This is a genomic window from Thomasclavelia sp. (genome assembly GCF_047249845.1).
GTDB lineage: Bacteria > Bacillota_I > Bacilli_A > Erysipelotrichales > Coprobacillaceae > Thomasclavelia.
On sequence record NZ_JBKTWO010000001.1, the window covers coordinates 33,791 to 57,397 of the forward strand.

General features: G+C 29.2%; 21 protein-coding genes, 1 CRISPR repeat array and 1 other annotated feature. Of the genes, 18 read left to right on the forward strand and 3 right to left on the reverse strand.

Annotated features, from left to right (window positions below; genetic code table 11):
• Positions 1-6 precede the first annotated feature (6 nt).
• The 4 genes from ACLR9T_RS00140 (at position 7) to tyrS (ending at position 6,148) form a co-directional block, all read left to right on the forward strand.
• Complete coding sequence (locus ACLR9T_RS00140) at positions 7-483, forward strand: YtxH domain-containing protein (RefSeq protein ID WP_413107503.1); 477 nt, start codon at positions 7-9, stop codon at positions 481-483.
• The gene (locus ACLR9T_RS00145) at positions 483-1,487 is read left to right on the forward strand and encodes a LacI family DNA-binding transcriptional regulator (protein ID WP_413107504.1); all 1,005 of its coding nucleotides are present in this window, start codon (positions 483-485) and stop codon (positions 1,485-1,487) included. Before ACLR9T_RS00140 ends, ACLR9T_RS00145 begins: the two co-directional genes overlap by 1 nt.
• A 109-nt stretch (positions 1,488-1,596) precedes the next feature.
• On the forward strand, positions 1,597-4,632 hold the full coding sequence (locus tag ACLR9T_RS00150) for a hypothetical protein (protein ID WP_413107505.1): 3,036 nt from the start codon (positions 1,597-1,599) through the stop codon (positions 4,630-4,632).
• A gap of 54 nt (positions 4,633-4,686) precedes the next feature.
• Positions 4,687-4,881: a binding site (T-box leader), on the forward strand.
• Between the two features lie 40 nt (positions 4,882-4,921).
• The gene (tyrS, locus tag ACLR9T_RS00155) at positions 4,922-6,148 is read left to right on the forward strand and encodes a tyrosine--tRNA ligase (protein ID WP_413107506.1); all 1,227 of its coding nucleotides are present in this window, start codon (positions 4,922-4,924) and stop codon (positions 6,146-6,148) included.
• Between the two features lie 48 nt (positions 6,149-6,196).
• On the opposite strand, the gene ACLR9T_RS00160 is transcribed toward tyrS, so the two are convergent.
• Positions 6,197-6,937, reverse strand: a complete 741-nt coding sequence (locus tag ACLR9T_RS00160; RefSeq protein ID WP_413107507.1) for an ATP-binding protein — start codon at positions 6,935-6,937, stop codon at positions 6,197-6,199.
• A gap of 98 nt (positions 6,938-7,035) precedes the next feature.
• On the opposite strand from ACLR9T_RS00160, the gene truB reads away from it, so the two are divergent.
• The 6 genes from truB to ACLR9T_RS00190 all read left to right on the forward strand — a co-directional run bounded on the left by truB (position 7,036) and on the right by ACLR9T_RS00190 (position 13,073).
• Positions 7,036-7,878 (forward strand): tRNA pseudouridine(55) synthase TruB, encoded by an 843-nt coding sequence (gene truB / locus ACLR9T_RS00165; protein ID WP_413107508.1) that lies wholly within the window; start codon positions 7,036-7,038, stop codon positions 7,876-7,878.
• Positions 7,878-8,789 (forward strand): bifunctional riboflavin kinase/FAD synthetase, encoded by a 912-nt coding sequence (locus ACLR9T_RS00170; RefSeq protein ID WP_413107509.1) that lies wholly within the window; start codon positions 7,878-7,880, stop codon positions 8,787-8,789. The genes truB and ACLR9T_RS00170 overlap by 1 nt, the downstream gene beginning before the upstream one ends.
• A 221-nt stretch (positions 8,790-9,010) precedes the next feature.
• Positions 9,011-10,357: a CRISPR direct-repeat array (repeat unit 30 nt; unit sequence GTTTAATAACAACATAAGATGTATTGAAAT).
• Between the two features lie 271 nt (positions 10,358-10,628).
• Positions 10,629-11,132: a hypothetical protein gene (locus tag ACLR9T_RS00175; RefSeq protein WP_413107510.1), complete on the forward strand. Its 504-nt coding sequence runs from the start codon at positions 10,629-10,631 to the stop codon at positions 11,130-11,132.
• A 118-nt stretch (positions 11,133-11,250) separates the two neighbouring features.
• Entirely contained in the window at positions 11,251-11,727 is a 477-nt protein-coding gene (locus tag ACLR9T_RS00180; RefSeq protein ID WP_413107511.1) for a hypothetical protein, read from the forward strand.
• A gap of 194 nt (positions 11,728-11,921) precedes the next feature.
• A complete protein-coding gene (locus ACLR9T_RS00185) occupies positions 11,922-12,170 on the forward strand; it encodes a hypothetical protein (protein WP_413107512.1) in 249 nt (82 codons plus the stop codon).
• A gap of 42 nt (positions 12,171-12,212) precedes the next feature.
• On the forward strand, positions 12,213-13,073 hold the full coding sequence (locus ACLR9T_RS00190) for a DMT family transporter (protein WP_413107513.1): 861 nt from the start codon (positions 12,213-12,215) through the stop codon (positions 13,071-13,073).
• A 2-nt stretch (positions 13,074-13,075) separates the two neighbouring features.
• On the opposite strand, the gene ACLR9T_RS00195 is transcribed toward ACLR9T_RS00190, so the two are convergent.
• Both ACLR9T_RS00195 and ACLR9T_RS00200 read right to left on the reverse strand, forming a co-directional pair.
• Complete coding sequence (locus tag ACLR9T_RS00195) at positions 13,076-13,939, reverse strand: NAD(P)-dependent oxidoreductase (RefSeq protein ID WP_413107514.1); 864 nt, start codon at positions 13,937-13,939, stop codon at positions 13,076-13,078.
• The gene (locus ACLR9T_RS00200; RefSeq protein ID WP_413107515.1) at positions 13,940-14,608 is read right to left on the reverse strand and encodes a gamma-glutamyl-gamma-aminobutyrate hydrolase family protein; all 669 of its coding nucleotides are present in this window, start codon (positions 14,606-14,608) and stop codon (positions 13,940-13,942) included.
• 144 nt (positions 14,609-14,752) lie between these two features.
• On the opposite strand from ACLR9T_RS00200, the gene ACLR9T_RS00205 reads away from it, so the two are divergent.
• The 8 genes from ACLR9T_RS00205 to ACLR9T_RS00240 all read left to right on the forward strand — a co-directional run bounded on the left by ACLR9T_RS00205 (position 14,753) and on the right by ACLR9T_RS00240 (position 23,581).
• Complete coding sequence (locus ACLR9T_RS00205; protein WP_413107516.1) at positions 14,753-16,492, forward strand: septation ring formation regulator EzrA; 1,740 nt, start codon at positions 14,753-14,755, stop codon at positions 16,490-16,492.
• 42 nt (positions 16,493-16,534) lie between these two features.
• The gene (locus tag ACLR9T_RS00210) at positions 16,535-17,671 is read left to right on the forward strand and encodes a cysteine desulfurase family protein (RefSeq protein ID WP_413107517.1); all 1,137 of its coding nucleotides are present in this window, start codon (positions 16,535-16,537) and stop codon (positions 17,669-17,671) included.
• 3 nt (positions 17,672-17,674) lie between these two features.
• Positions 17,675-18,871: a tRNA uracil 4-sulfurtransferase ThiI gene (gene thiI, locus ACLR9T_RS00215; protein WP_413107518.1), complete on the forward strand. Its 1,197-nt coding sequence runs from the start codon at positions 17,675-17,677 to the stop codon at positions 18,869-18,871.
• 60 nt (positions 18,872-18,931) lie between these two features.
• Entirely contained in the window at positions 18,932-19,153 is a 222-nt protein-coding gene (locus tag ACLR9T_RS00220) for an alpha/beta-type small acid-soluble spore protein (protein WP_092351669.1), read from the forward strand.
• Between the two features lie 132 nt (positions 19,154-19,285).
• Complete coding sequence (locus tag ACLR9T_RS00225; protein WP_092351663.1) at positions 19,286-19,504, forward strand: alpha/beta-type small acid-soluble spore protein; 219 nt, start codon at positions 19,286-19,288, stop codon at positions 19,502-19,504.
• Positions 19,505-19,674: 170 nt separating this feature from the next.
• Positions 19,675-20,871 carry an acetate/propionate family kinase gene (locus tag ACLR9T_RS00230; RefSeq protein ID WP_413107519.1) on the forward strand — a complete coding sequence of 399 codons (1,197 nt, stop codon included), beginning with the start codon at positions 19,675-19,677 and terminating at the stop codon, positions 20,869-20,871.
• A 111-nt stretch (positions 20,872-20,982) separates the two neighbouring features.
• Positions 20,983-21,921 (forward strand): DHH family phosphoesterase, encoded by a 939-nt coding sequence (locus tag ACLR9T_RS00235; RefSeq protein ID WP_413107520.1) that lies wholly within the window; start codon positions 20,983-20,985, stop codon positions 21,919-21,921.
• Positions 21,914-23,581 (forward strand): CvpA family protein, encoded by a 1,668-nt coding sequence (locus tag ACLR9T_RS00240; RefSeq protein ID WP_413107521.1) that lies wholly within the window; start codon positions 21,914-21,916, stop codon positions 23,579-23,581. The genes ACLR9T_RS00235 and ACLR9T_RS00240 overlap by 8 nt, the downstream gene beginning before the upstream one ends.
• Positions 23,582-23,607 lie beyond the last annotated feature (26 nt).

Sequence of the window (23,607 nt, forward strand, 5' to 3'; positions counted from 1 at the left end):
AGTGTTATGAAAATTGGAAAATTTATAGCTGGTATTGGTATTGGTACAGTAATTGGGATGTTATTAGCTCCTAAAAAAGGTAGTGAATTAAGAGAAGATCTTAAGGAAAAATCTCAAGAGTTATATGATAAGGCTCAAAATATGACTAAAGAAGATTTTGAGGATTTGATTAATAATACGATTGAAGAAATTAAACTTTCAATTGATGAATTTGATGTTGAGGAATTTAAAGAATCAACAGGTACTAAATTAGCAGAGGTAAAAGTAAAATTAGAACAATTAGCTAGCTCTGTTAAATCAAGTGATGAATATGCAAACTTTAAAGCATCAGTTGCTAAAGTTAGCAGCGATTTAACAAATAAGCTAAATGAAATTAAGACAAAAATTCAAGACAAAGATTTTGATGCAATAAAAGAACTAGATGATGCAATGGATGATATTGAAGATGAGCTAGATGTCATCATTGAAGATTTAAAAGATTAATGAAGAAAGTTACTATTTATGATGTTGCAAGAGAAGCAGGTGTTTCTCTTGCAACAGTTTCTCGGGTGATTAATGGTTCAAATGTTGTTCGAGAAAAAACCAAACAAAAAGTCTTGGATGTTATTGAACGCTTAGATTTCAAACCAAATGATATTGCTAGAGGACTAGCAACAAGCAAAACTACTACTATTGCAATAGTATTCCCGCAATCATTATTTGCTCATGTAAAGGATATGATCGGTGGTATTGGAGATACTGGTAGACACTTAGATTATAATATTAATATGTATACTACTGATGATATTGGTGATGAAAATACGGTTGTTGATGTTACCGAGCGTTTAGTTAAATCACGAGTAGATGGAGTTATCTTATTTAATAATGATAATATTGATGAAACTATCGATTCAATTGTTAAATATAATTTACCAATTGTAGTTATTGGTAAAAAGATTTCTGGTGAAAATATAGGTTCTATATATATTGATGTTAAAAAAGCTGCTGAAGAAATTGTTGATAAATATTTAGCAAATGGAAAAGATGATATTGTCTATATTTTGCCAAAGCAAAATTTAATCAAAAGTGATGAAATTATTGAGGGTATCAAAGATACATATAAAAAATATGATAAAGTTTTTACAACTAATCAGATTTTAACTAGCTCAAGCCATTATGAAAATACTTACCCTAATTTTGTTGAATATTTTAAAAAACATCGACATGATTTGGTGTTTTGTGGGTATGATAAAGATGGGGTAGCAGTGATTAATGCAGCTCAGGAAAATGGAATCAGTATTCCTGGAGAAATGGAAGTTGTGGGTATGTTGAATACTAGCTATTCAATAATGTGTAAACCAACATTATCTTCAATGAATGTACCTGTTTATGATATGGGAGCACTTGCAGTGCGTTTATTAACAAAGTTTTTACATGAAGAAAAAATTGATTCTAAAGAAATTGCTGTACAACATATGTTTATTAAACGAGATTCTACTAATGAATAGATATTTTCTATTCATTTTTTTACTATGCTGGATAAATTAGTTAGTGCAGTTAATTAAATTTAATCAAATCTTTAAAGGCATCTATAATAAAGAAAGAGGGAGGAGTTTTATGAAAAAAACTTTGAGAATAATAGCGATATGTACTGCTTTTTGTTTTATTTTAAATACAGTAGAAGTGTTTGCAGGAGGAAAAAACCTAATTTATAAAAAAACTGAATCAACTTTACTAGATGTTAATGAAATGACAATTTATGATGAATCAATTGCATTTCTTAGATATGATTACACACGTGATGCAGAAATTTTGTTTGATGATCAAGAACTGCTACCACAGACACCAGTAACTAGTAATAATAAAATAGAAGGTAAAACATGGTATCCTCATGCAAAATCAGAATATGGTGGGGCAAATATGCATATTGATTTGGGTGGTTATTATATGATCACTGATATTGGGTATATGGATGCTAATGGTTCACCCACAGTAAAAATTTGGCAGGGAGATCCTTCAACATGGAAACAGCTTGGGTCTTTACCTACTAATTATTATATGAAATATCGAGTGGAACATTTTGAAACCCCTCAACCAACTCGTTATTTACGAGTTACATGTAATAGTACAGATAGCGGGATTAATGAATTAGGAATTTATGGTTATAAAGTAAGTGAACTAACAAATAAAGACATACAAAAAACCGGACCTGAAAAAGAAGTGTTTCAATCTTCAAATTTAACATCTGGTCAAAAAATAGGCGCTAATGCTTTTTGTGATGATCCCTATACAGCACTTTTGGCACTTGGAAATATTAGGGAATATTATAACTGGTCTTGGATGACCCATCAAGATGGAACACATAGTTTTACAAATGTGGTTGATAAAGATATTTATTATAAAACTCTCAAAGATATGAAAATAGATGTAATCCCTTGTCTCCAAATGACTTCTGAAGCGTTTCAAAATGAAAATGAGGATTGGAAAACAATTAAAAATACAATTCCTGTAGAAGAAAACGCTGATACAAATGATCCTGTATCTTATGCTCTTCATAGTAATGCGATGTATAATTTTGCTGCTCGCTATGGTAGTAATTCTAATCTTGATTATTCCACTCTTAATGTAAATAAAAATGAGATGATCAAGGCAGGTTTAAATATTTTAAATGGGGTAGAATCATGGAACGAACAGGATAAAACATGGGAGACAAAGGACAGTTATTTTACCCCTTATGAATATGCTGCAATGTTAAGTGCAGATTATGATGGACATGAAGGCGTTATTCCTAATGGAGGTGTCAAAAGTGCGGATCCAAATTTTAAGTTGGCAATGGGTGGTTTAGCATCCTCTGGTGAAAATGCTACTGCCTATCTTACTTTAATGAAAGAATGGTTTGATTTTAATCGACAAGATGGTAAATTTGCAGCTGATTTCATTAATTACCATGATTATATTACTGATGAAGAAGCACCAGAAAATTCTAGATTTAGAAATAATATTCGTACTATTGTAGATTGGAGAAATAAAAATACACCTGGGGTGGATATTTGGTGTTCAGAGTTTGATGTGTTTGCAAAAGATTTAACTCAAGAAGGAGTTGACAATCATAATAATCCTGCATATGCAAAAGGAAGAGCAGATCGACTTTTGCGGGCTTTTCTTGTAGGGGAACGAGAAGGCCTTGATCGTCTTTCTATGTTCATGTTACGAGATGAATGGTCTGGTGTTTATGCAAATTCTGGTTTAACCACAGGAAAGGGAGATTGGGACAAAAAGGAGTCATGGTATTACATCAGTATGGCCACCGATACCCTTAAAAATGCAGATTTAGTTGATTATTATGAATCTGCTGATATATATATTTATAAATATAAGGATAGAAATACTTCGGAAGTTATTTATGCTCTTTGGTCACCAACTGCTGATGGAAGCAAACTTAAAGAATATCCTTTGATGGTAGGGGATTGCAAGAAGGCTTCATTTGTTACTCCGTTTTATGGGTATAAAGAAGGTAAGAAAAATTCTGCTGTTATTGAAAATGGAATAGTTTCAGTAGATGTATCAGAAACAGTAACTTTTGTAAAAACTAGTGGAGAAGATGTAGAGGCAGAGTTTTATCCTCAAGAAAAAATTATGGTTCAAGAATTACGTTTAGGCGATCTTAATGGTTCTCGAGAAACAGTAACTTTTGATAATAGTGAAATTGTCAATATATCAGCTGGACAAAGACCATCTCAAGATAATTATATGTTAAATCAATTTTATAATTTGTTTGATGAACCTGAATCATCACCAGTAACACCATGGTTGAAATTTAAAGAAAAACCGGAAACTATTTTTGGGAAAATAGCTGTGTCTTCGCAACAAAGTTATCCTTATGATGCAATAGTTACATTTGATGATTATTATGATATTACATACATTGGTATGTATGATACATATAATACTGGTAAAATAGAGATTTATGATTATGATAGTGGAAAATTGATTTATAGTTCTAATCTAGATTCATTTAATTGTTGGAAAGTCAATCCAGTAACTAATGAAAAGATTTTCACAAATAAAATTAGGATAGTAAAATATAATACAGCAGAATTAACAGAGATGGTTTTTTATGGACGACTCGCCAATAGTAAGGTTGGTGAAGATGTAAAACCAGTTAAAGGAGAAGTCGGTTGTTCACAATTAAAAAAAGGTATCAAAGTAGCTGTATCAGAAATTGATTTAGGACAGTTGAGTTTAGCTGCTCCTAAGAATCATAAAGGGATTCAAGAAGCATTTACTAATTTATTTGATGAATCAGAAAACACACCCAAAGATTCTCTTACTGCATTAAAACAGGGAACTTCTTTTAAGACTAGTTTTAGTAATATATGGAATACAGATACCGTATTTCCTTATGATGCTGTTTTAAGATTCAAAAACTGTCCCTTACTCAAGACAGTAGGAATTTATCTTGGGTATGGAGAAAAAACAGGCAAAATTGAATTGTACAATAATGAAAATGGTGAACTTTTGTTAGATCAGGAATTAGTTGGAAATGGAAAGTGGATATATCTTGATTTAAATGAGGCAGTGTATACAAGTTCTATTAGAATAGTAAAATATAATGCCCGTACAATTGGAGAAATGCAGTTTTATGGCAATTAAGATAAAGTTAATTGCTGGCATGTTGACTTATTAAAAAATATATCATATAATTCTATTACGACGTTGAAAGAAAATAGTAATCAAAATAGGCATTTAAGAGACCTTGTGGCTGGTGAAAACAAGGATGTACTACTGATGAATACACTCTGGAGTTTCTAGATGCAAAGTCTAGACGGGTAATTCCGTTATTGATTTTGAGCGCATGTGTGAGCATGAATAAAGGTGGTACCGCGAGATTTCGTCCTTTTAGGATGGAATCTCTTTTTATTTTATAGATGGAGGATAAGAGATGAAAATTTATGATGAATTAGTATGGCGTGGATTAATTAAGGATGTTAGTTCACCTGATTTAGAAGAAAAGTTAAATAATGGAGGGATGACTTTTTATATTGGTACAGACCCAACTGGTGATAGTTTACATATTGGACATTTCTCATCGTTTTTGATATCAAAACGATTAAAGGAGGCAGGTCATAATCCTATTTTATTGGTTGGTGGTGCAACAGGGTTAATTGGAGATCCTAAGCCTGATACAGAACGACCAATGATTACTAAAGAAACAGTGGATCATAACTTTGCTTGTTTAAAAAAACAAGCTCAAGATTTATTTGGGTTTGAAGTAGTAAATAACTATGATTGGTCAAAAGATTTAAACTTTATTGATTTTTTAAGAGATTATGGTAAGTATTTTAATATTAATTATATGTTAAATAAAGATATTGTTAAACGTCGTTTAGATGCAGGAATTACGTATACAGAATTTTCTTATATGATCATGCAGGCGATGGATTTTGAATGGTTATATAACAATAAAAATTGTGTAATGCAAGTGGCAGGTCAAGATCAATGGGGAAATATTACTGCTGGTATTGAATTGATTCGTAAAAAAGATGGTAAAGAAGCTTATGGATTTACAATGCCTTTATTAACAAAGAGTGACGGTACAAAATTTGGTAAAACTAATGGTAAAGCTATTTGGCTAGATAAAGAAAAAACATCTCCATATGAGATGTATCAGTTCTTTATTAATTCTGAAGATGATAAAGTAATTGATTATTTAAAATTCTTAACTTTCTTAACTCCTGAAGAAATCATGGAATTAGAAGAAAAAAATAAAACGCAGCCACATTTACGAGAAGCTCATCAGGCATTAGCTCGTGAAGTAATTACATTCTTGCATGGTAGAGAGGCTTATGATGAGGCTGTGAATATTTCGAAAATGTTATTTTCAGGACAAATTCAATCTTTAACATTAGACCAGGTTAAAGTTTGCTTTGAAGGAGTTCCTAGTGTAGAGGTAAAAGAAGATTTAAATATTTTAGATGCTTTGATTACTTGTGGTGGTGCTAAAAGTAAACGTGAAGCAAGAGAGTTTGTTAATGGTGGTTCTATTCTAATTAATGGGGAGCGAATTAAAGATGTTGAGTTTATAGTAAGTAAATCAAATGCTTTTGGTAGTGAAGCAACAGTAATTCGTCGAGGTAAGAAAAATTATTTTGTTATTAAACATGTTTAAAAGTGGACAAACGTCCACTTTTTTCACAATTTATTCACATTTGTGAATTTATTTTTCTTTGGGTGTTTTTTTCCAGAGCATCGTATTTTTTTCATTAGTCAAACTAGTCAGAAGATTACTTTTAGCTTGTGGATATTTTTGATATAAATCATTTAATAAGTGTTTGAATTCTTCACGTTTAGTATGTTTATCAGCAGGACAGGTAGAGATTACAATAGGAACATTAGCCTCTTTTACTGCTGAAACTATATCTGATTCATAAGCATAAACAAAGGGACGGATAAAATTCATTTCTGTTCTAGTTAGATACATTTTAGGAGTAAAAGTTGCAATTTTACCACCATACACCATATTCATAAATAATGTTTCAACAGCATCATCACCATGATGAGCAAAAGCAACTTTATTGCAACCATATTTTTTTGCGCCATCAATTACTAATGCTTTTTTAAATTTTGAACAAAGTGAACATTGTAATCTACCATCATCTGTTTTATTTAGCTTAAGAATTTCATAAACATCACTAGGTTCATGATATAATTCAATATTATTCTTTTTACAAAAAGCATCTACTTCACTAAAATCCATATTAGGAAATCCCATTTCAATATGAACACCAATTACATCAAACTTTACTCGAGCAAATTTTTTATATAGTGATAAGCAGTATAAAAGCAAAGTTGAGTCTTTCCCACCTGAGACACCAACGCAGACTTTATCACCATCTTGAATTAAATCAAATTCTTCATCGGCTTTTCGAATACAGCCTAAAACTTTTTTCATTGTCATTTTAATCACCGTATTCTATTTTATCAAATTTATCAATATATGCAAAGATATTTGCATTTTATTGAAATCCTCTGTAAAATGGTAAACGGTGATAAAAAATGGATGGAATTATATTGGTAAATAAACCTAAAGGAATGACAAGCCACGATGTGGTTAATAAATTACGAAAAATCTTACATACAAAAAAAGTTGGTCATTGTGGAACGTTAGATCCTGATGCCACAGGTGTATTAGTAGTATGTGTTAATAAGGCAACAAAAGTTCTTCAATTTTTAACAAGCGAGAATAAAGAGTATATCGCAACATTAAATTTAGGAACTAGTACAGATACATATGATGCTAGTGGAATGGTCTTAGAAGTTAAAGAATATCAGTCAATTGATAGTGATAAAATAATTAATTGTATAAAAAGCTTTATAGGTGTACAGGTTCAAAAACCTCCGATGTATTCAGCTATTAAAGTTAATGGGAAAAAGTTATATGAGTATGCTCGAGCTGGAGAAACTGTGGAGATACCAGCTAGAACAGTTAATATTAATTATATAGATGTTTTAGAAATTAAAAATAATTTGATCAAGTTTAAAGTTGGATGTTCTAAAGGAACGTACATTCGCTCATTGTGTTTTGATATTGCTACAACATTGGGGTATCCTGGTCATATGCAGGAGTTAGTCAGAACAAAATCAGGTAAGTTTTCTTTAAGTGAGTGTTATACATTGGAACAAATAGCTGATGGACAATTTAAATATTTAGATTTAGAAACTGCTTTAAGTGATTATCAGTGGTTAGAAGTTGAAGATGAAAATATTGTTTATCATGGGAAAAAGATCAAAGCTGATATTAATGAACAAGTTGTTATCGTAAATAAGAATAGAAAAGTTTTAGCGATGTATGGACCTGATGGTGAAGGGTACTTGAAGAATATAAGAGGATTATGGTAATGGAAATCATATATTTAAATGAACAAAATAATCTGGTTTTGGAACCAAGTTGTGTAGCATTAGGATTTTTTGATGGTTTTCATTTGGGACATTTAAAATTGGTTAGAGAAGTTATAAGTGTTGCTGAAAAGAATAGTTTAAAAAAGGGATTGTTGACTTTTGATGTTCAACCAAAATCTTTTTTAACTCATCAACCATTTAAGTATTTGATGAGTTTAGAGGATAAGATTAAATTATTAAAGAGATATGATTTTGATTATCTTTTCGTGTTGCGATTTAATAATACTTTAGCGAAATTAGAACCTAAAAAATTTATTGAAGAATACATTATAGAACCTAAAATCAAACATGTGGTATGTGGTTTTGATTTTCATTTTGGAAATCGGGGATTAGGTGACAATAATATTTTAATTGCAAATAGTAATGATGATTACCAAGTAACAGTGATTGAAAAATTAGAATATGAACATCATAAAATATCATCTAGTTATCTTAGGGAATTATTGAATAATGGAGATGTAGAAACTGTTACAAAATTATTAAATCGTCCATATAGTGTAAGTGGTGAAGTTATATATGGACGCCAAAACGGTCATAAGATTGGATTTCCAACAGCTAATATTGATGCTAAAGATTATGTATTACCTCAAAACGGAGTTTATGGTGCAAAAGTATATATTGATGATAAGGTTTATTTAGGAATGGCAAATCTTGGTTTTAATCCAACTTTTAAAACTTTATCTAAAGCTTCATTAGAAGTCAATATATTTAATTTTGATGAGGATGTTTATGGTAAAATAATTACTATTGCATTTATAAAGAAAATAAGAGAAGAAAGAAAATTTGAAAGTGTTAATAAATTGATTGAACAGTTAAATAAAGATAAGCAACATATTATAACACATATATAATTATAAATTTTTAAAATTATATAGCAATAAAGTATTATTATATAGTTTTTACCAGACATAATTTATGATTAAACCTTTAAAACCATTGGGAGAGTAAGGGTTCAAAAGATTTTGACTGGTAATTATAAAAAAGTAAAATCGCCTGGTAAAAAAACATAAAAGTGTTGATATATAAAGGTTTTGAGGTATAATAGAATATGAAAAGTGGCTTATTTACTAGGGTTTAATAACAACATAAGATGTATTGAAATACTATCTAAAATGACTGGTATTCCTAAATCGACAATGTTTAATAACAACATAAGATGTATTGAAATTCTTCAGCTGAGCCTTCATTTCCTTCATCACTTTCAGTTTAATAACAACATAAGATGTATTGAAATCCCCTCAACCTACACCAGCATCAAAGCAAAATGGGTTTAATAACAACATAAGATGTATTGAAATTATAGCTTCCCTCGGCACAAATACCAATACTATCAGTTTAATAACAACATAAGATGTATTGAAATGGTTCTAAAAGTACACTTGTATCTGCAACACTCGCAGTTTAATAACAACATAAGATGTATTGAAATAAAATTGGAGTTCTCTATAACGAGCGATAGTGATTAGTTTAATAACAACATAAGATGTATTGAAATTTTATCGCATTATCTCTTAATTTATCTCTTTCATTCAGTTTAATAACAACATAAGATGTATTGAAATTTTATCGCATTATCTCTTAATTTATCTCTTTCATTCAGTTTAATAACAACATAAGATGTATTGAAATTATCCTCTGTCAATGTTACCCTGCCAGCTTCGATGTTTAATAACAACATAAGATGTATTGAAATTCGTAGTAACCAAAAGGAATTTTTGCAGTTTCTTCAAGTTTAATAACAACATAAGATGTATTGAAATTCTTTTTTGAAAAGTTTACATAATTCTTCGTAAAGAGTTTAATAACAACATAAGATGTATTGAAATTAATCATTCTAATAATTTTTATATTAATTGTGATGGTTTAATAACAACATAAGATGTATTGAAATACTTTAAATTTCAAATACTTGTTTCTCATTTCAATGGTTTAATAACAACATAAGATGTATTGAAATTGATATAAGTATTGGACAAGCTAGACAAAGAGTACGTTTAATAACAACATAAGATGTATTGAAATTCATATCCTATATCCATATCAAATGGATTTAAATATGGTTTAATAACAACATAAGATGTATTGAAATTTATATGAATTAGGAATTCGAGTACCGCCAATTGAGTTTAATAACAACATAAGATGTATTGAAATGTTACGTAAAAAAATTAAAAACGGGGAACTTGTTTCCGTTTAATAACAACATAAGATGTATTGAAATTTATATTCGCTAACATAATAATTAAAATATATTTTTCGTTTAATAACAACATAAGATGTATTGAAATGTGTAAAAAATTATTTTTGTTTTAGTTGGTTTTGTGTTTAATAACAACATAAGATGTATTGAAATAGTGGGGTAAAGCATTATTTAAAGCCTAAACAGAAAGTTTAATAACAACATAAGATGGATAGAAAGAAATTTTTTATAATTTATTTAGTACTATGATAGTTAAGTTATTTTAGTTCTCTAGTTGTAAAAATATTAATTGTATAAAAATGAATAATAATAAAAAAATTTAATTTTTGTTGTTTATATGAGTGTTTTTTGATATGATTTAAATAGAAGATGATTTTAATTTGTTAGGTTTAAGAGATTGATTATATAATAATAAGAAGTTTTAAATGTTTGCTGAAATATTTAAAATGAATCCCTTTATGATTATAAAAAATGCAAAGGGAGGTAAAAAATGAAAAATAAAAAAATGGTTATAATGTTAGGGATTATTATTTGTATTTGTATAACTATTGTTTTTCTTGATAGAATTAATGGCTCTAATACCTTAAATATACCAGGAGTATCTAATAATCTAGAGGAAAGAGAAAATTGTAGGCATTGTATCCTTAATCGTTATAAAATTATTGGGAAAATAGAAAATCTAAAATTAAAGAAAAAACATTCCATGAATGTAAAAGGTTTGGTTTGGGATGTAGAAGTGAATGAAGATAGTATATCAGATAGTGAATATGATAAAGATACAATAGATGAGTGTCTTTCTAAATTATTTAGTGATGTTAAATATGAAGTGGAAATTGAAAACCAAGATATAATTGAATTTAATAATAATAATTTTATTCCTAAAAATAAAGGTGCAACTGCAGCTAAAATACGTATTATTGTTGATATGAAAGAAAGATATAAATGTGGGCCGCCACCATTTATTGAAGAGATTATTAATATAACAGTTAATTAAAAGGAATCATAAAGACTCAAATTGATATAAATAGGTTGTTTTTATAATATTAAATAATTTTAAATATTTAAAAAGAATCTCTTTATGATTATAAAAAATACAAAGGGAGGTGAAGAAATTGAAAAATAAAAAATTGATTATAATATTAGGTGTTTTTATTTGTGTTGGTATATCTATGATTTTTATTAATAAATTTGATGCATATAATGATTTAGAAGAAAAGGAAGATTGTAGACAATGTATTCTTCATGATTATACTATAATTGGAGAAATAGAGAATTTAGAATTAAAGAAAAATCATCCTATGAATATAAAAGATTTAGTGTGGAATGTAGAAGCTAAAGAGGATAGTACATCAACTGGAGATTATGACGAAGAAACAATAAATGATTGTCTTTCCAAGTTATTTAATGATGTTAAGTATAAAGTAGAGATAGAAAATAAAAATATAGTTGAATTCAAGGATGATAATTTTATTCCTAAAGGTATAGGTACAACTACAGCTAAAATACGTATCGTTGTTAATATGGAGGAAAGATATTTGTGTGGACCACCACCAGCTATTGAAGCTGTTATTAATATAGCAGTTAATTAATAATTAAAAGAGTAATAGAGTCTTAAATAAATTATTTTCATGAAAAAAGCAGTACATAGTTTTGAAGTGAACCCATAAAGTTGGACACAGTAAGTATTAACATACTTGACTGATTAAGGAGAGTGTAAATAATTTTGTGTAAACTAAACCTCCAATGGTAGAATTAAATTAACTACCAAAGGAGGATTTTTATTATGGGTAAAAAAGATATAGTTAAATATAAAATTGATGAGTATAGTGTTACATCATCTACTGATATAACTAATGCATTAAAAGACTTATTAAGTAAAACATTACAAGATGTGTTGAACTCTAAATTTGATGAACATATGGGATATGACAAGTATGATCAAAAAACAGATAAAACTAATTTGAAGTGCACCTCCATAATTTGGATAAACAAATTATGGGGTGCACTTCATTATATGTATCAGCTTTTTTAGTTTTAAAGTTATTTTACTGGTAATAATAAAACTGGTGATATGATGTATGGCTGGTTGATTTTCGCAAGTTTTTTATGGGGGAGTAATGTATTAGTTATGAGATATATGCTAGAATATGTATCAACATATTATTTAGCGACAATAAAGGTCTTTCTTTCAATATTAGCAATTTTATTTGTGATGAGATATAAGAAAGTAAAGTTTAAAAGAAGACGTGATTTCCTGGGATTGAAAGTAGCAATATTTTCTATAACAATAAATTTTATTTTAACATTTGAAGGATTAAATTTAATTAGTGGTAGTTCTAATGCAATAATTAATTCATTAGCACCATTAATTACAATCCTTTTAGCTTGGGTTTTATATAAAAATAAAGTAAGTAAAAATCAGTTAATTGCAATGAGCGTTGCTTGTATAGCTTTTTTGATTTCGATAAACTTTAAAGTTCAACAGCTTTCTTTAGGACATTTGATGTTAGTTGGGGGGATAATCTTTTATAGTTATGGTAATCTGCTGATTCAACATGATTGTAAAAAAGAAGATAATTTAACTTTTACATTAGAATATTTAAGTTATGGTTTTATTCAACTATTAATAATATCTATTTTATTTCCACAATCAAATAATTTTGGAGATATTTCAATTATGTTATGGATATTGTTTATTCTATTTTCAGGAATTGGATTTGCAATAATTCAGTTGATTTATTTTAGAGCTGTACATGAAATTGGAAGTGTTAAAACTAGTTTTTTATTAGGATTAAATCCTGTGTTTACATATATAGGCTCATTATTATTGCAAGAACCATTTGACTTTAGTAAGATGATGGCAATGGTTTTAATGGTTGGAGCAATGTTTATTGCTAATAGAAATAATCTTTTAGATAAACAAAAAGATAGCTAAAACTATCTTTGGTAATATTTAATTATTGCTTGAGTTCCTAAGTTACCGTCTCCATTAGATTGTATAGTTTCAAACATTTTCAAAACAGTATTTAAGATTTCAAGGTCAAGGTTGTTAGCATCATTTACATCCTTGGCTATTTTCATGTCTTTGATATAATGTTTGATATAAAATCCTGGTTCAAAATCATTAGATAACATTTTAGGACCATTATTGTTCATTTGCCATGATCCAGCAGCGCCACTAGAAATACATTGAAGCATTGTTTGAGGATCAAGGTTAACGCTTTTTGCATAAGTGATAGCTTCACATACTCCTGCTAATGCTCCAGCCAAAGCAATTTGGTTAGCCATTTTTGTATGTTGTCCATAACCTGATGAACCAACATAATTAATGTTAGTACCTAAAATTTCTAAAATAGGTTTTACCTGCTCATAGATTTCTCTATCGCCACCTGCCATGATTGAAAGAGTTCCATTAGCAGCTCCAATATCTCCGCCAGAAACCGGACAATCTAAACTAAATAAGTTTTTTATTTTAGCTTGCTCATAGATCTTATTTGCTAAAAGTGGGTTTGAAGTTGTAAAATCAATTAAAACTGTATTTGGTTGAGCACTATTAATGATTCCTTTTTCACCAAAATAAACTTCTTCGACATCCTTAGGAAAACCTACCATGGTCATAATTATATCTTTATCTTTACAACATTGTTCAATATTATCACACCATTTGATTTTTTCATTTAAAAGATCTCTAATCTTATCTTTACTACGGGTATAAATAGAAATATCGTAATTGGCTTTACTTAGATTTAAAACCATTCCTCTACCCATTACCCCAACACCAATAAATCCAATTCTTTTCATTTATCTTTCCTCCAACAAATCTTTAAATAAATTTAAAAGCCTTTGTTGTATTTTATCATTATTTTTTTCTGGATGCCACTGTACAGCAATAATATTATTTTTTTCAATCCCCTCAATAACATTATCTTTAGTTTTAGCACTAATAATAAAATCATTAGCTAATTGATCGATTGCTTGATGATGAAAAGAATTAGTCATAAATTCTGTTCCTAAATATTTTTTTAATAAAGAATTATTTGTGGTTTTTACTAGATGATGGTAACCAGTCATTTCTTTTTGCATGTGAAAATCTGATTCAAGATCTTGTATTAGTGTTCCTCCAAAAGCTATATTAATTGTTTGTATGCCTCGACAAATGCCTAGAATCGGTTTGTTTTGCTTGCTAAACATTTTGATTAAAGAAAATTCTAACTCTTCTAATTCAAATAGTTCTTTTTTAGTTTTAGGGTGTATTTTTTCTTGATAATAAATTGGATCAACATCAAATCCCCCAGTAAGTAATAGACCATCACAATTATCAACAAGAAATTGTTGAGTATCTTTACTTACTGAGCCAATCGTGATTATATCCAGATGAGCTTTTTTGAACATTTCGAGATACTCATTATAAATATATAAAACCCGTCTGGTATTGTATGAACGAAGTGGTGCTAATATTTTTTTATTCATTAATAAATTCCTCCTTATATCTATATATTAAGATAGATGAAAATAATGTAAAGTATTGTAAAAATTATTAGATTCTATTTAGACATGACTAGTATGTTGTGGTATACTACTATAGGTAAGCTGTATATAAAGAGGGATGTGCAAATGAAATTTTTAGATAATATATTAGAAAAGTTTGGTAGTCAAAATGTTATTATTGCATGTGTAAGTGTACTAATAGTTATTATATGTATAATTGTTTATCGTGTTGTTAAATTAAAAATGTACCGTAAAGAAATAGTAGAGCTTGAAAATCAAATGAATGCGATAAAAACTTTGCCAATCCAATACCGTTTAGGAAGAGTAAAAGGAATTGGTAAAAACATGCCTGAAGTACTTGAAAAATATGAAATATATGAAGCTGAGTTTAATGAATTAAATGTATATCAAAATAATGATATTGCTCCATTGATCAATGAAATAGATGAACAACTTTTTTATCGGAAATTATCTGGGGTTCATAGTAAATTAGTGAAATTAAGAGATGAGATTAGTGACTATGAAAAAAGAGCCCAAGATTTATTAAAGAAGATTGAGGTTATTACAGAAATTGAAAATGTTCAGCGGGTAGCAATTATTAAGATTAAAGAAAAATATCGAGCTGCTAGTGATAATTTTGCTGCTGTACGATTTAAAATTGAGGATTTTGTTCCAGCAATTCCTGCTATTTTTAATGATATTGACAGTCGTTTCGTTTCATTAGAAGATATGATGAATAATCAACGTTTTGATGAAGCTGAAGCATTTGCTTCTAAAATTGAAAAGGATGTAGATTTATTAGCTGCTAATCTTCGGGATTTACCTACATATATTTCGATTGTTCGTAAATATATACCTAAACGTTTAGAAGAATTATATGAGATTTTAGAAGTGATGAAAGAAAAAGATTTTTCAATTGAAAAATTAAATGCTTCAGTGCGTTATAATAAAATTTCTACTGATTTAGAAAATACGATTCAAGCAATCAAAGACTTAATGTTAGAAAATGTAGGTGCTTCTATTGAAGTAATGACCGAAGATCTAAATACTTTAGGAGCTGATTTGGAAAAAGAGCAGACTGCTTATAATCAATATGAAGAAGCGCGTAATAATTGTTATCGTCATATTGAACGCTTAGATGAAGGGTTAAAACGTACTGTTAGTTCTTTTGATGAATTGCAACAAAATTATTTACTTACTGATTATGATATTACAATCAATGATGATTATAAAAAATTTAAGTTAATTGTGGATGATTTATCAAAATTAACTACTATTATAGAATCAAAGGATTTCTCATATAGTGTTTTAATTGAACAGTTTAGTGAATTAGTAACTCGCTGTCAACCGTTTGATGATGCTTTGACCAAGTATAATGAATTAGAAAATTCATTACGCCTTCAAGAAAAAAGGGCTTTAGATGAATTAGATAATATAAATATTGTTTTATTAGAAATAAAATCTGAGATAAAAAACAAACATTTACCAATGATCAATGAATCGTATAAAGATTATATTGATGATTCATATCAAAAAGCAGATGAAATCTTAAAATTTATTCGTCGTCGGCCAATTGATTTAGAAAGATTATCAGTTCAAGTTGATGCAGCACGTGATGTGATATATAAATTGTATGATAATGTTCATAATTTAATTGTCACAGCAGAGATGGTAGAAGAAGCAATTATTTATGGGAATCGTTTTCGTAGTTCTTTTTTAGAAGTTAATACGGAATTGACTAAAGCTGAATTATTGTTTAGAAATGGTGAATATACTAAAGCACTTTCTACTGCTGTTGATATTATTGAAAAAATAAATCCTGGTTCATATGAGATGTTGATTAATAAAAACACAAAGTCAGTGTAGGACTTTGTGTTTTAATTGCATATAGTAAAATAGGGGGTTATTATGATATATTTAGATTATGTAGCAACAACGCCGTTAAATTCAGAGGTTTTAACGACATACCGAAATTTATTAGAAAATTATTTTTATAACGCTGATTCAGCATATGATAAAGGTATTGAAGTTAATCGCTTGATGGAGCATTCACGAAAATTATTAAGTGAAACATTTAAAGTTAAAGAAGATGAATTGGTTTTTACTAGTTGTGGTAGTGAAGCAAATAATTTAGCGATTAAAGGAACTGCCTTTCAATATCAAAATCGAGGTAAACATATCATTACTACAGCAATTGAGCATTCCTCAGTTCATGAAAGTTGTAAAGAATTAGAAAAAGTATTTGGCTTTGAAGTTACTTATTTAAAAGTTGATCAAAGAGGTTGTATATCTTTACAAGAGCTGCAGGATAGTATTAGGGATGATACTATCTTAGTATCTATCATGTATGTAAATAATGAAATTGGTGTTGTTAATCCTATTGAAGATATTAAAAAGATTGTTAAAAAGCATGATAAGATAAAGTTACATTTTGATATGGTTCAAGCTTTGGGAAAATTGCCAATTGATTTAAATGATGTTGATCTTGCATCTTTTTCAGCTCATAAAATTTATGGATTAAAGGGCAGTGGCTTATTATTTAAGCGACGCTCAACTACATTAGTACCTTTAATAAATGGAGGTCAACAAGAATTTGGGTTACGAGGAGGAACGTCAAATGCTTGTACTAATATTGTTTTTGCAAAAACTTTACGTTTGGCATTAGAAAATTTTGATGATAAAGTACAGCATATAAAGAAGATAAATGAGTATACAAGGAATTGTTTAAAACAAATTCCAGGAATAGTAATCAATAGTGATGAGACTTGCTGTATTGCAACGATTTTAAATTTCTCGTGTCCCGGTTATAAACCAGAGGTTATTTTACATGATTTAGAAACTAAAGAAATTTATCTTTCAACGCGTAGTGCCTGCTCTTCTAAAACAAGCAATATTTCACGAGTTATGGCACAATTGCATTTAGATGATGCGATTGCATCAAGTGCGCTTAGAATCAGCTTTGGCGAGCATACTAGTAAAGAGGATATTGATCAGTTTTGTTACTATTTAGAAGAAAGTTTGGTAAAATTAAAAAAGCAGAGGTAGAAAATGGAAGCAAATTATATATTAGTTCGCTTTGGCGAGCTTACAACAAAGGGAAAAAATCGTAAATTATTTACAAATCGTCTTTTAAAAAACACAAAAGAAATTTTAAGTGATTTTAAACAATTAAATTATGATTTACAACATGATCGGATGTATATTATTTTGAATGGTACTAATCATCAAGAAGTAAGTGATAAATTAAAAACAGTTTTTGGTATTTATTCTTTTTCGGTAGCTTATAAGCTGGAAAAAGATCTTGAATTAGTCAAACAAGCAGTTTTGCAAATAATTGAAAGCAATGAAGGAAATACTTTTAAAATTAATACTAAGCGATCAGATAAAAATTTTCCAGGTTCTTCTCAAGATATAAATCGAGAAATTGCAGGATATGTTTTTCATCACACAACAAAAAATTTAAAGGTTGATGTTCATAAACCTGCAATTTTAGCAACTGTTGAAATTCGATATGATGCAATTTATGTTATGGATAATATTATTAAAGGAGCTGGTGGTTATCCTGTTGGGGTTGGAGGAAAAGCTTTATTAATGATGTCAGGAGGAATTGATTCACCAGTAGCTGGTTATTTGACCTTAAAACGTGGTGTTGATCTTGAATGTATTCATTTTGCTGCACCACCATATACCAATGAATTAGCACGTGAAAAAGTTTTTGATCTAGTTGATAAATTACGACATTATACGCATGGACAAATTAAGGTACACGTTATTAATTTTACTAAATTGCAATTGGCGGTTTATGATCATTGTGATGAAAGTTATGCGATGACAGTAATGCGACGAATGATGTATCGTATTAGTGAAAAAATAGCTAATAAAAATAATTGTTTAGCTTTAGTTAATGGTGAAAGTATCGGTCAAGTTGCTTCACAAACTTTAAATAGTATGCAGGTAATTAATGAGGTTGTTAAAATTCCAGTATTGAGACCAGTTTTATGTTTAGATAAGTTAGAAATTATTGATATTGCAAATAAAATTGATACTTATGAGATTTCAATTCGTCCTCATGAAGACTGTTGTACAATTTTCACGCCTAAAGCACCTGCGACAAAACCTAAAAGTTATAAAGCTGAATCTTTTGAAAAAGAATTTGATTTTGAAAAATTGATTGAAGAATGTATTGAAAATGATGAGGAAATTGTAGTAAATAATACTTATAAGCAAAATATTGAAATTTTTTAAAAAAAGATGTATAAGTTTTTAACTTTGACACAAGATATATGTGTCAGGAGGTGAAACTATATGTCACAAAATAACTCTAGTAGAAACAAATTAGTTGTCCCTGGAGCTCAAAATGCAATTGACCAAATGAAATACGAAATTGCAAACGAATTTGGCGTTAATTTAGGTCCTGATACAACTGCTCGTGAAAACGGTTCTGTCGGTGGCGAAATTACAAAAAGATTAGTTGAGATGGGACAAAAACAAATGACTTCATCAAGTCGTTATAATCAATCTAAATAGATGATAAAACCCTAGAAAATCTAGGGTTTTAATTATTAAGAGTGATTCAAAAAAATTTTTTAAATATTTTTTACTAAGATGTATAATTTAAAATTTATAACACAAAATATATGTGTCAGGAGGTGAAACTATATGTCACAAAATAACTCTAGCAGAAACAAATTAGTTGTTCCTGGAGCTCAAAATGCAATTGATCAAATGAAATACGAAATTGCAAATGAATTTGGCGTTAATTTAGGTCCTGATGCAACATCTCGTGCGAATGGTTCTGTAGGTGGCGAAATCACTAAAAGATTAGTAGCTATGGGACAATCTCAAATGAGTTCATCTAATTACAATCAATCAAAATAATTATTTTAAGACCCTAGCTCGACTAGGGTTTTAAATTGTCAATAAATAAAAATTTTAAAGGATAAAACATAAAAAAAGCAATAAAAGTTGGAAGTGCTTTCAAAAAATGTTGAGTTTAATCAATATTTTAGGTACAATTAATATATGACAGAACTAAGGAGGAATTATAGATGGTAAAAGTAATGGCTATAAATGCAGGAAGTTCTTCATTGAAATTCCAGTTAATCAATATGCCAAGTGAAGAAGTTATTACTTCTGGACTAGTAGAAAGAATTGGTTTAGAACAAGGTAACTTTGAAATGAAATATAATGGTGAAAAGTTTACTAAACAATGTCCAATCAATGACCATAGTATAGCAGTACAGTTGTTATTAGATGCTTTGATCGATCATAAAGTAGTAAACAGTCTAAGCGAGATTGAAGCTTGTGGACATCGAATTGTTCATGGTGGAGAATATTTTAATGATTCGGTTAAAGCAGATGAAGAAGTTGTTGCTAAAGTTGAAGAGTTATCAGAATTAGCACCACTACATAACCCTGCACATATCATTGGTTATAATGCTTTTAAAAAAGCATTACCTGGGGTAGAGCATGTGTTTGTTTTTGATACTGCTTTTCATCAAACATTAGATCGAGAAAGATATTTATATCCTTTACCATTAGAATATTATACGGATTTAAAAGTACGTAAATACGGAGCTCATGGAACAAGCCATAAATATGTTTCACAAGTTGCAAGGGAAATGTTAGGGAACCCTAAACATTCTAGAATCATTGTTTGTCACTTAGGAAATGGAGCAAGTATTTCAGCTGTTCAAGATGGAGTGTGTATTGATACTTCAATGGGCTTTACACCACTGGCAGGAGTGATGATGGGAACACGTTGTGGTGATGTAGATCCTTCAATAATGCCTTATTTATGTAAAAAGCTAAATAAAAGCCCTGATGAAATATTAGATATTTACAATAAAAAATCTGGAATGTTAGGTATTTCTGGTATTTCTTCAGATTCACGTGATATTGAAAATGCTTTATTTAAAACTGGAGATGATCGAGCGTTATTAACTGGATTATTATATGCACGGATCGTGTCTAAATTTATTGGAAGTTACTTTGTTGAAATGGGTGGGGTTGATGCAATTGCCTTTACTGCAGGTGTTGGTGAAAATGCATCTTATCTACGTCGTTTAATAATCGATAATGTTTCTAGAGCATTAGGAGTTTTCTTAAATGAAGAAGCTAATGAGATGAGAAGTAAAGAAAACCGGCTGATTTCACATCAGTATTCTAAGGTTGATGTTTATGTCATTCCAACTAATGAAGAGGTTATGATTGCTCGTGATACAATAAGGGTACTAGGATTATAAAGAATTAAAAAGTTATTGAATATTTATTTCAATAGCTTTTTCTTTATGTCATTTTTATTTATATTTACAATAAAATATGTTATAGTTGATTGTATTATAAGGAGTGAGAAAATGGATCAAAATATTATTGCAAAAATTGAATCATATGACTATATTGCAATTTATCGTCATGTTAATCCTGATTTTGATGCTTTTGGTAGTCAGCTTGGTATTTATGATATGATAAAAACAACATATCCTAATAAAAAAGTTTATGTTTGTGGTGATTTTAGCTCAGAATTAGTAGAAAAATATACAGTAGACTTTAATGATGATGCAGTTGATTATAACAATGAGATATTAGGGATAGTTTTAGATACCGCTAATAGAGAAAGAATTGATGATGACAGCTATATAAAATGTAAAGAAATTATTAAAATAGATCATCATATAGTTGTAGATAGTTATGGGGATTTAAATTATGAAGATAGTACAGCTAGTTCTGCAAGTCAATTAGTTGCTCAGCTTTTTAAAGATAATTCTGTTTTAAAAATATCTAGGGATGGAGCGGCAGCTTTATATTTAGGAATTATTGGTGATACTTCTAGATTTTTGTTTAAAAGTACGGATGCTAGAACATTTGAAGTTGCAAGTGTTTTGTTAAAGACAGGAATTGATATAGTTGAAATATATAATCGTATTTATCTAAAAAAAGCCAAGGATCTTGAAGTTAATAAGTTTATTTTAAATAATTATAAATTTGATGGTGGTATTGCTTACTATGTTTTAAAGGATAAAGATTTAAAAAGTTTAGGAATAAGTAGAGAACGAGGATCTGATTTTGTCAATATTCTTTCAGGTATTGAAGAATATAAAATATGGTTAGCAGTAACTGAAAATACTGCTGATAATAATTGGCGTATCAGTATTCGATCACGTGATATAGAAGTTAATAAGCTTGCACAAAAGTATAATGGTGGCGGACATGCTCTAGCAAGTGGAGCAAAATTAGATGATATTGAGATGCTGCCAAAATTAATCGAAGATCTAAAGGAGCTTATAAATGAATAAAATTAATGAAATATTTGCAAATTTTATTGAAGGATTTGCCTCGCACAGTCATCAAAACAATGTAGTTAATAAATCAGGGAAAGGAGCTTTTATCAAAGCTTTCGTAATTACTTTAGTTATTGCTTTAATCAGTGAATATGCATTATTGATACCATTAAATATTAGAGCCCCGCAATTTATTATATATGTTTGTTTTTTATTAATTATTTTTAATTTGTTATATTTTTCTTTTTGCCGTGGTTTTAATAAAGTTATGAAATACAGTTTGATTATTACAGGTGGATTAGTTATTTATGTAGTTGGAGGAACTTTTGCTAGTTCAACAATATTTAATGCTAAAAGTTATCAAAAACAGTTAACATTAGACAAAAAAGCTGATTTCTTTGAGGATAATAAAACTATTTCATATCAGTCTATTCCAGTTGTTGATCGTGACAGCGCAATTAAACTAGGGGATCGTAAGATGGGGCAAATGGTTGACTATGTTTCTCAATTTGAGGTTGATGAATCATATGAACAAATCAATTATAATGATAATCCTTATCGAGTAACACCTCTTGAATATAGTGATTTGATTAAATGGTTTACTAATCGTGGGGATGGACTACCTGCATATATTCGAGTGAATATGGTAACTCAAGAATCAGAAGTTGTTAAATTGAAAGAAGGAATGAAATATTCTAAATCAGAACATTTTGGAAGAAAGATTGAACGTCATTTACGGGCTAATTATCCAGCTTTGATGTTTGATACCCTTGCTTTTGAGGTTGATGAAAAAGGAACACCATACTGGATTGCTCCTGTTTATGATTATAAGATTGGAATTTTTGGTGGTAAAGATATAACTGGTGCAGTGCTTGTAAATGCAATTAATGGTGATCATCAGTATTATGATATTAAAAAAGTTCCTGAATGGGTGGATCGGGCATATCCGGCAGAATTGGTTTTAGGCCAGTTGGAAAATTATGGAAAATTTACAAATGGTTATATTAATACGTTACTTTCTCAAAAGGGAGTATTACGTCCAACTGATGGTTATAACTATGTTGCTATTAATGATGATGTGTATTTATATACAGGTTTAACATCAGTTTCTAAAGATGCTTCTAATGTAGGGTTTGCAATGATCAATTTACGAACTAAAGAAGGAAAATATTATAATATTTCAGGAGCTGAGGAGTATTCTGCAATGTCTTCTGCTGAAGGACAGGTTCAAAATCTCAAGTATAAAGCAACTTTCCCGATTTTGATTAATGCAGGAGGACAACCGACTTATTTCTTATCTTTAAAAGATGATGCTAATCTTGTTAAAAAATATGCTTTTGTCAGTGTTGAGAACTATCAAATAGTTGCAACTGGCGATAGTGTAGCCCAAGCTGAACAAGCATATTATGCTTTGCTTGAATCAAATGGTAAAAAGACGGATGCTGGTGATTTTAAGACGCATAAATTAACTGGCGCAATAACGGCTATCAATGAAGCTGTTATTGATGGAAATAGTACTTATTATTTTAAAATCGAAGGTAATGAAACCGTATTTATTGGTGATATTAGTTTGAGTAATCGTTTCCCGTTAGCTAAAGTGGGTGACAATGTAACAATTGAGTTTGTTAATAGTAAGGATGATAGTGAGGTAATTACTTCAATTAAATTCAACTAGCAGAAAACTATAGTTTTCTGCTTTTT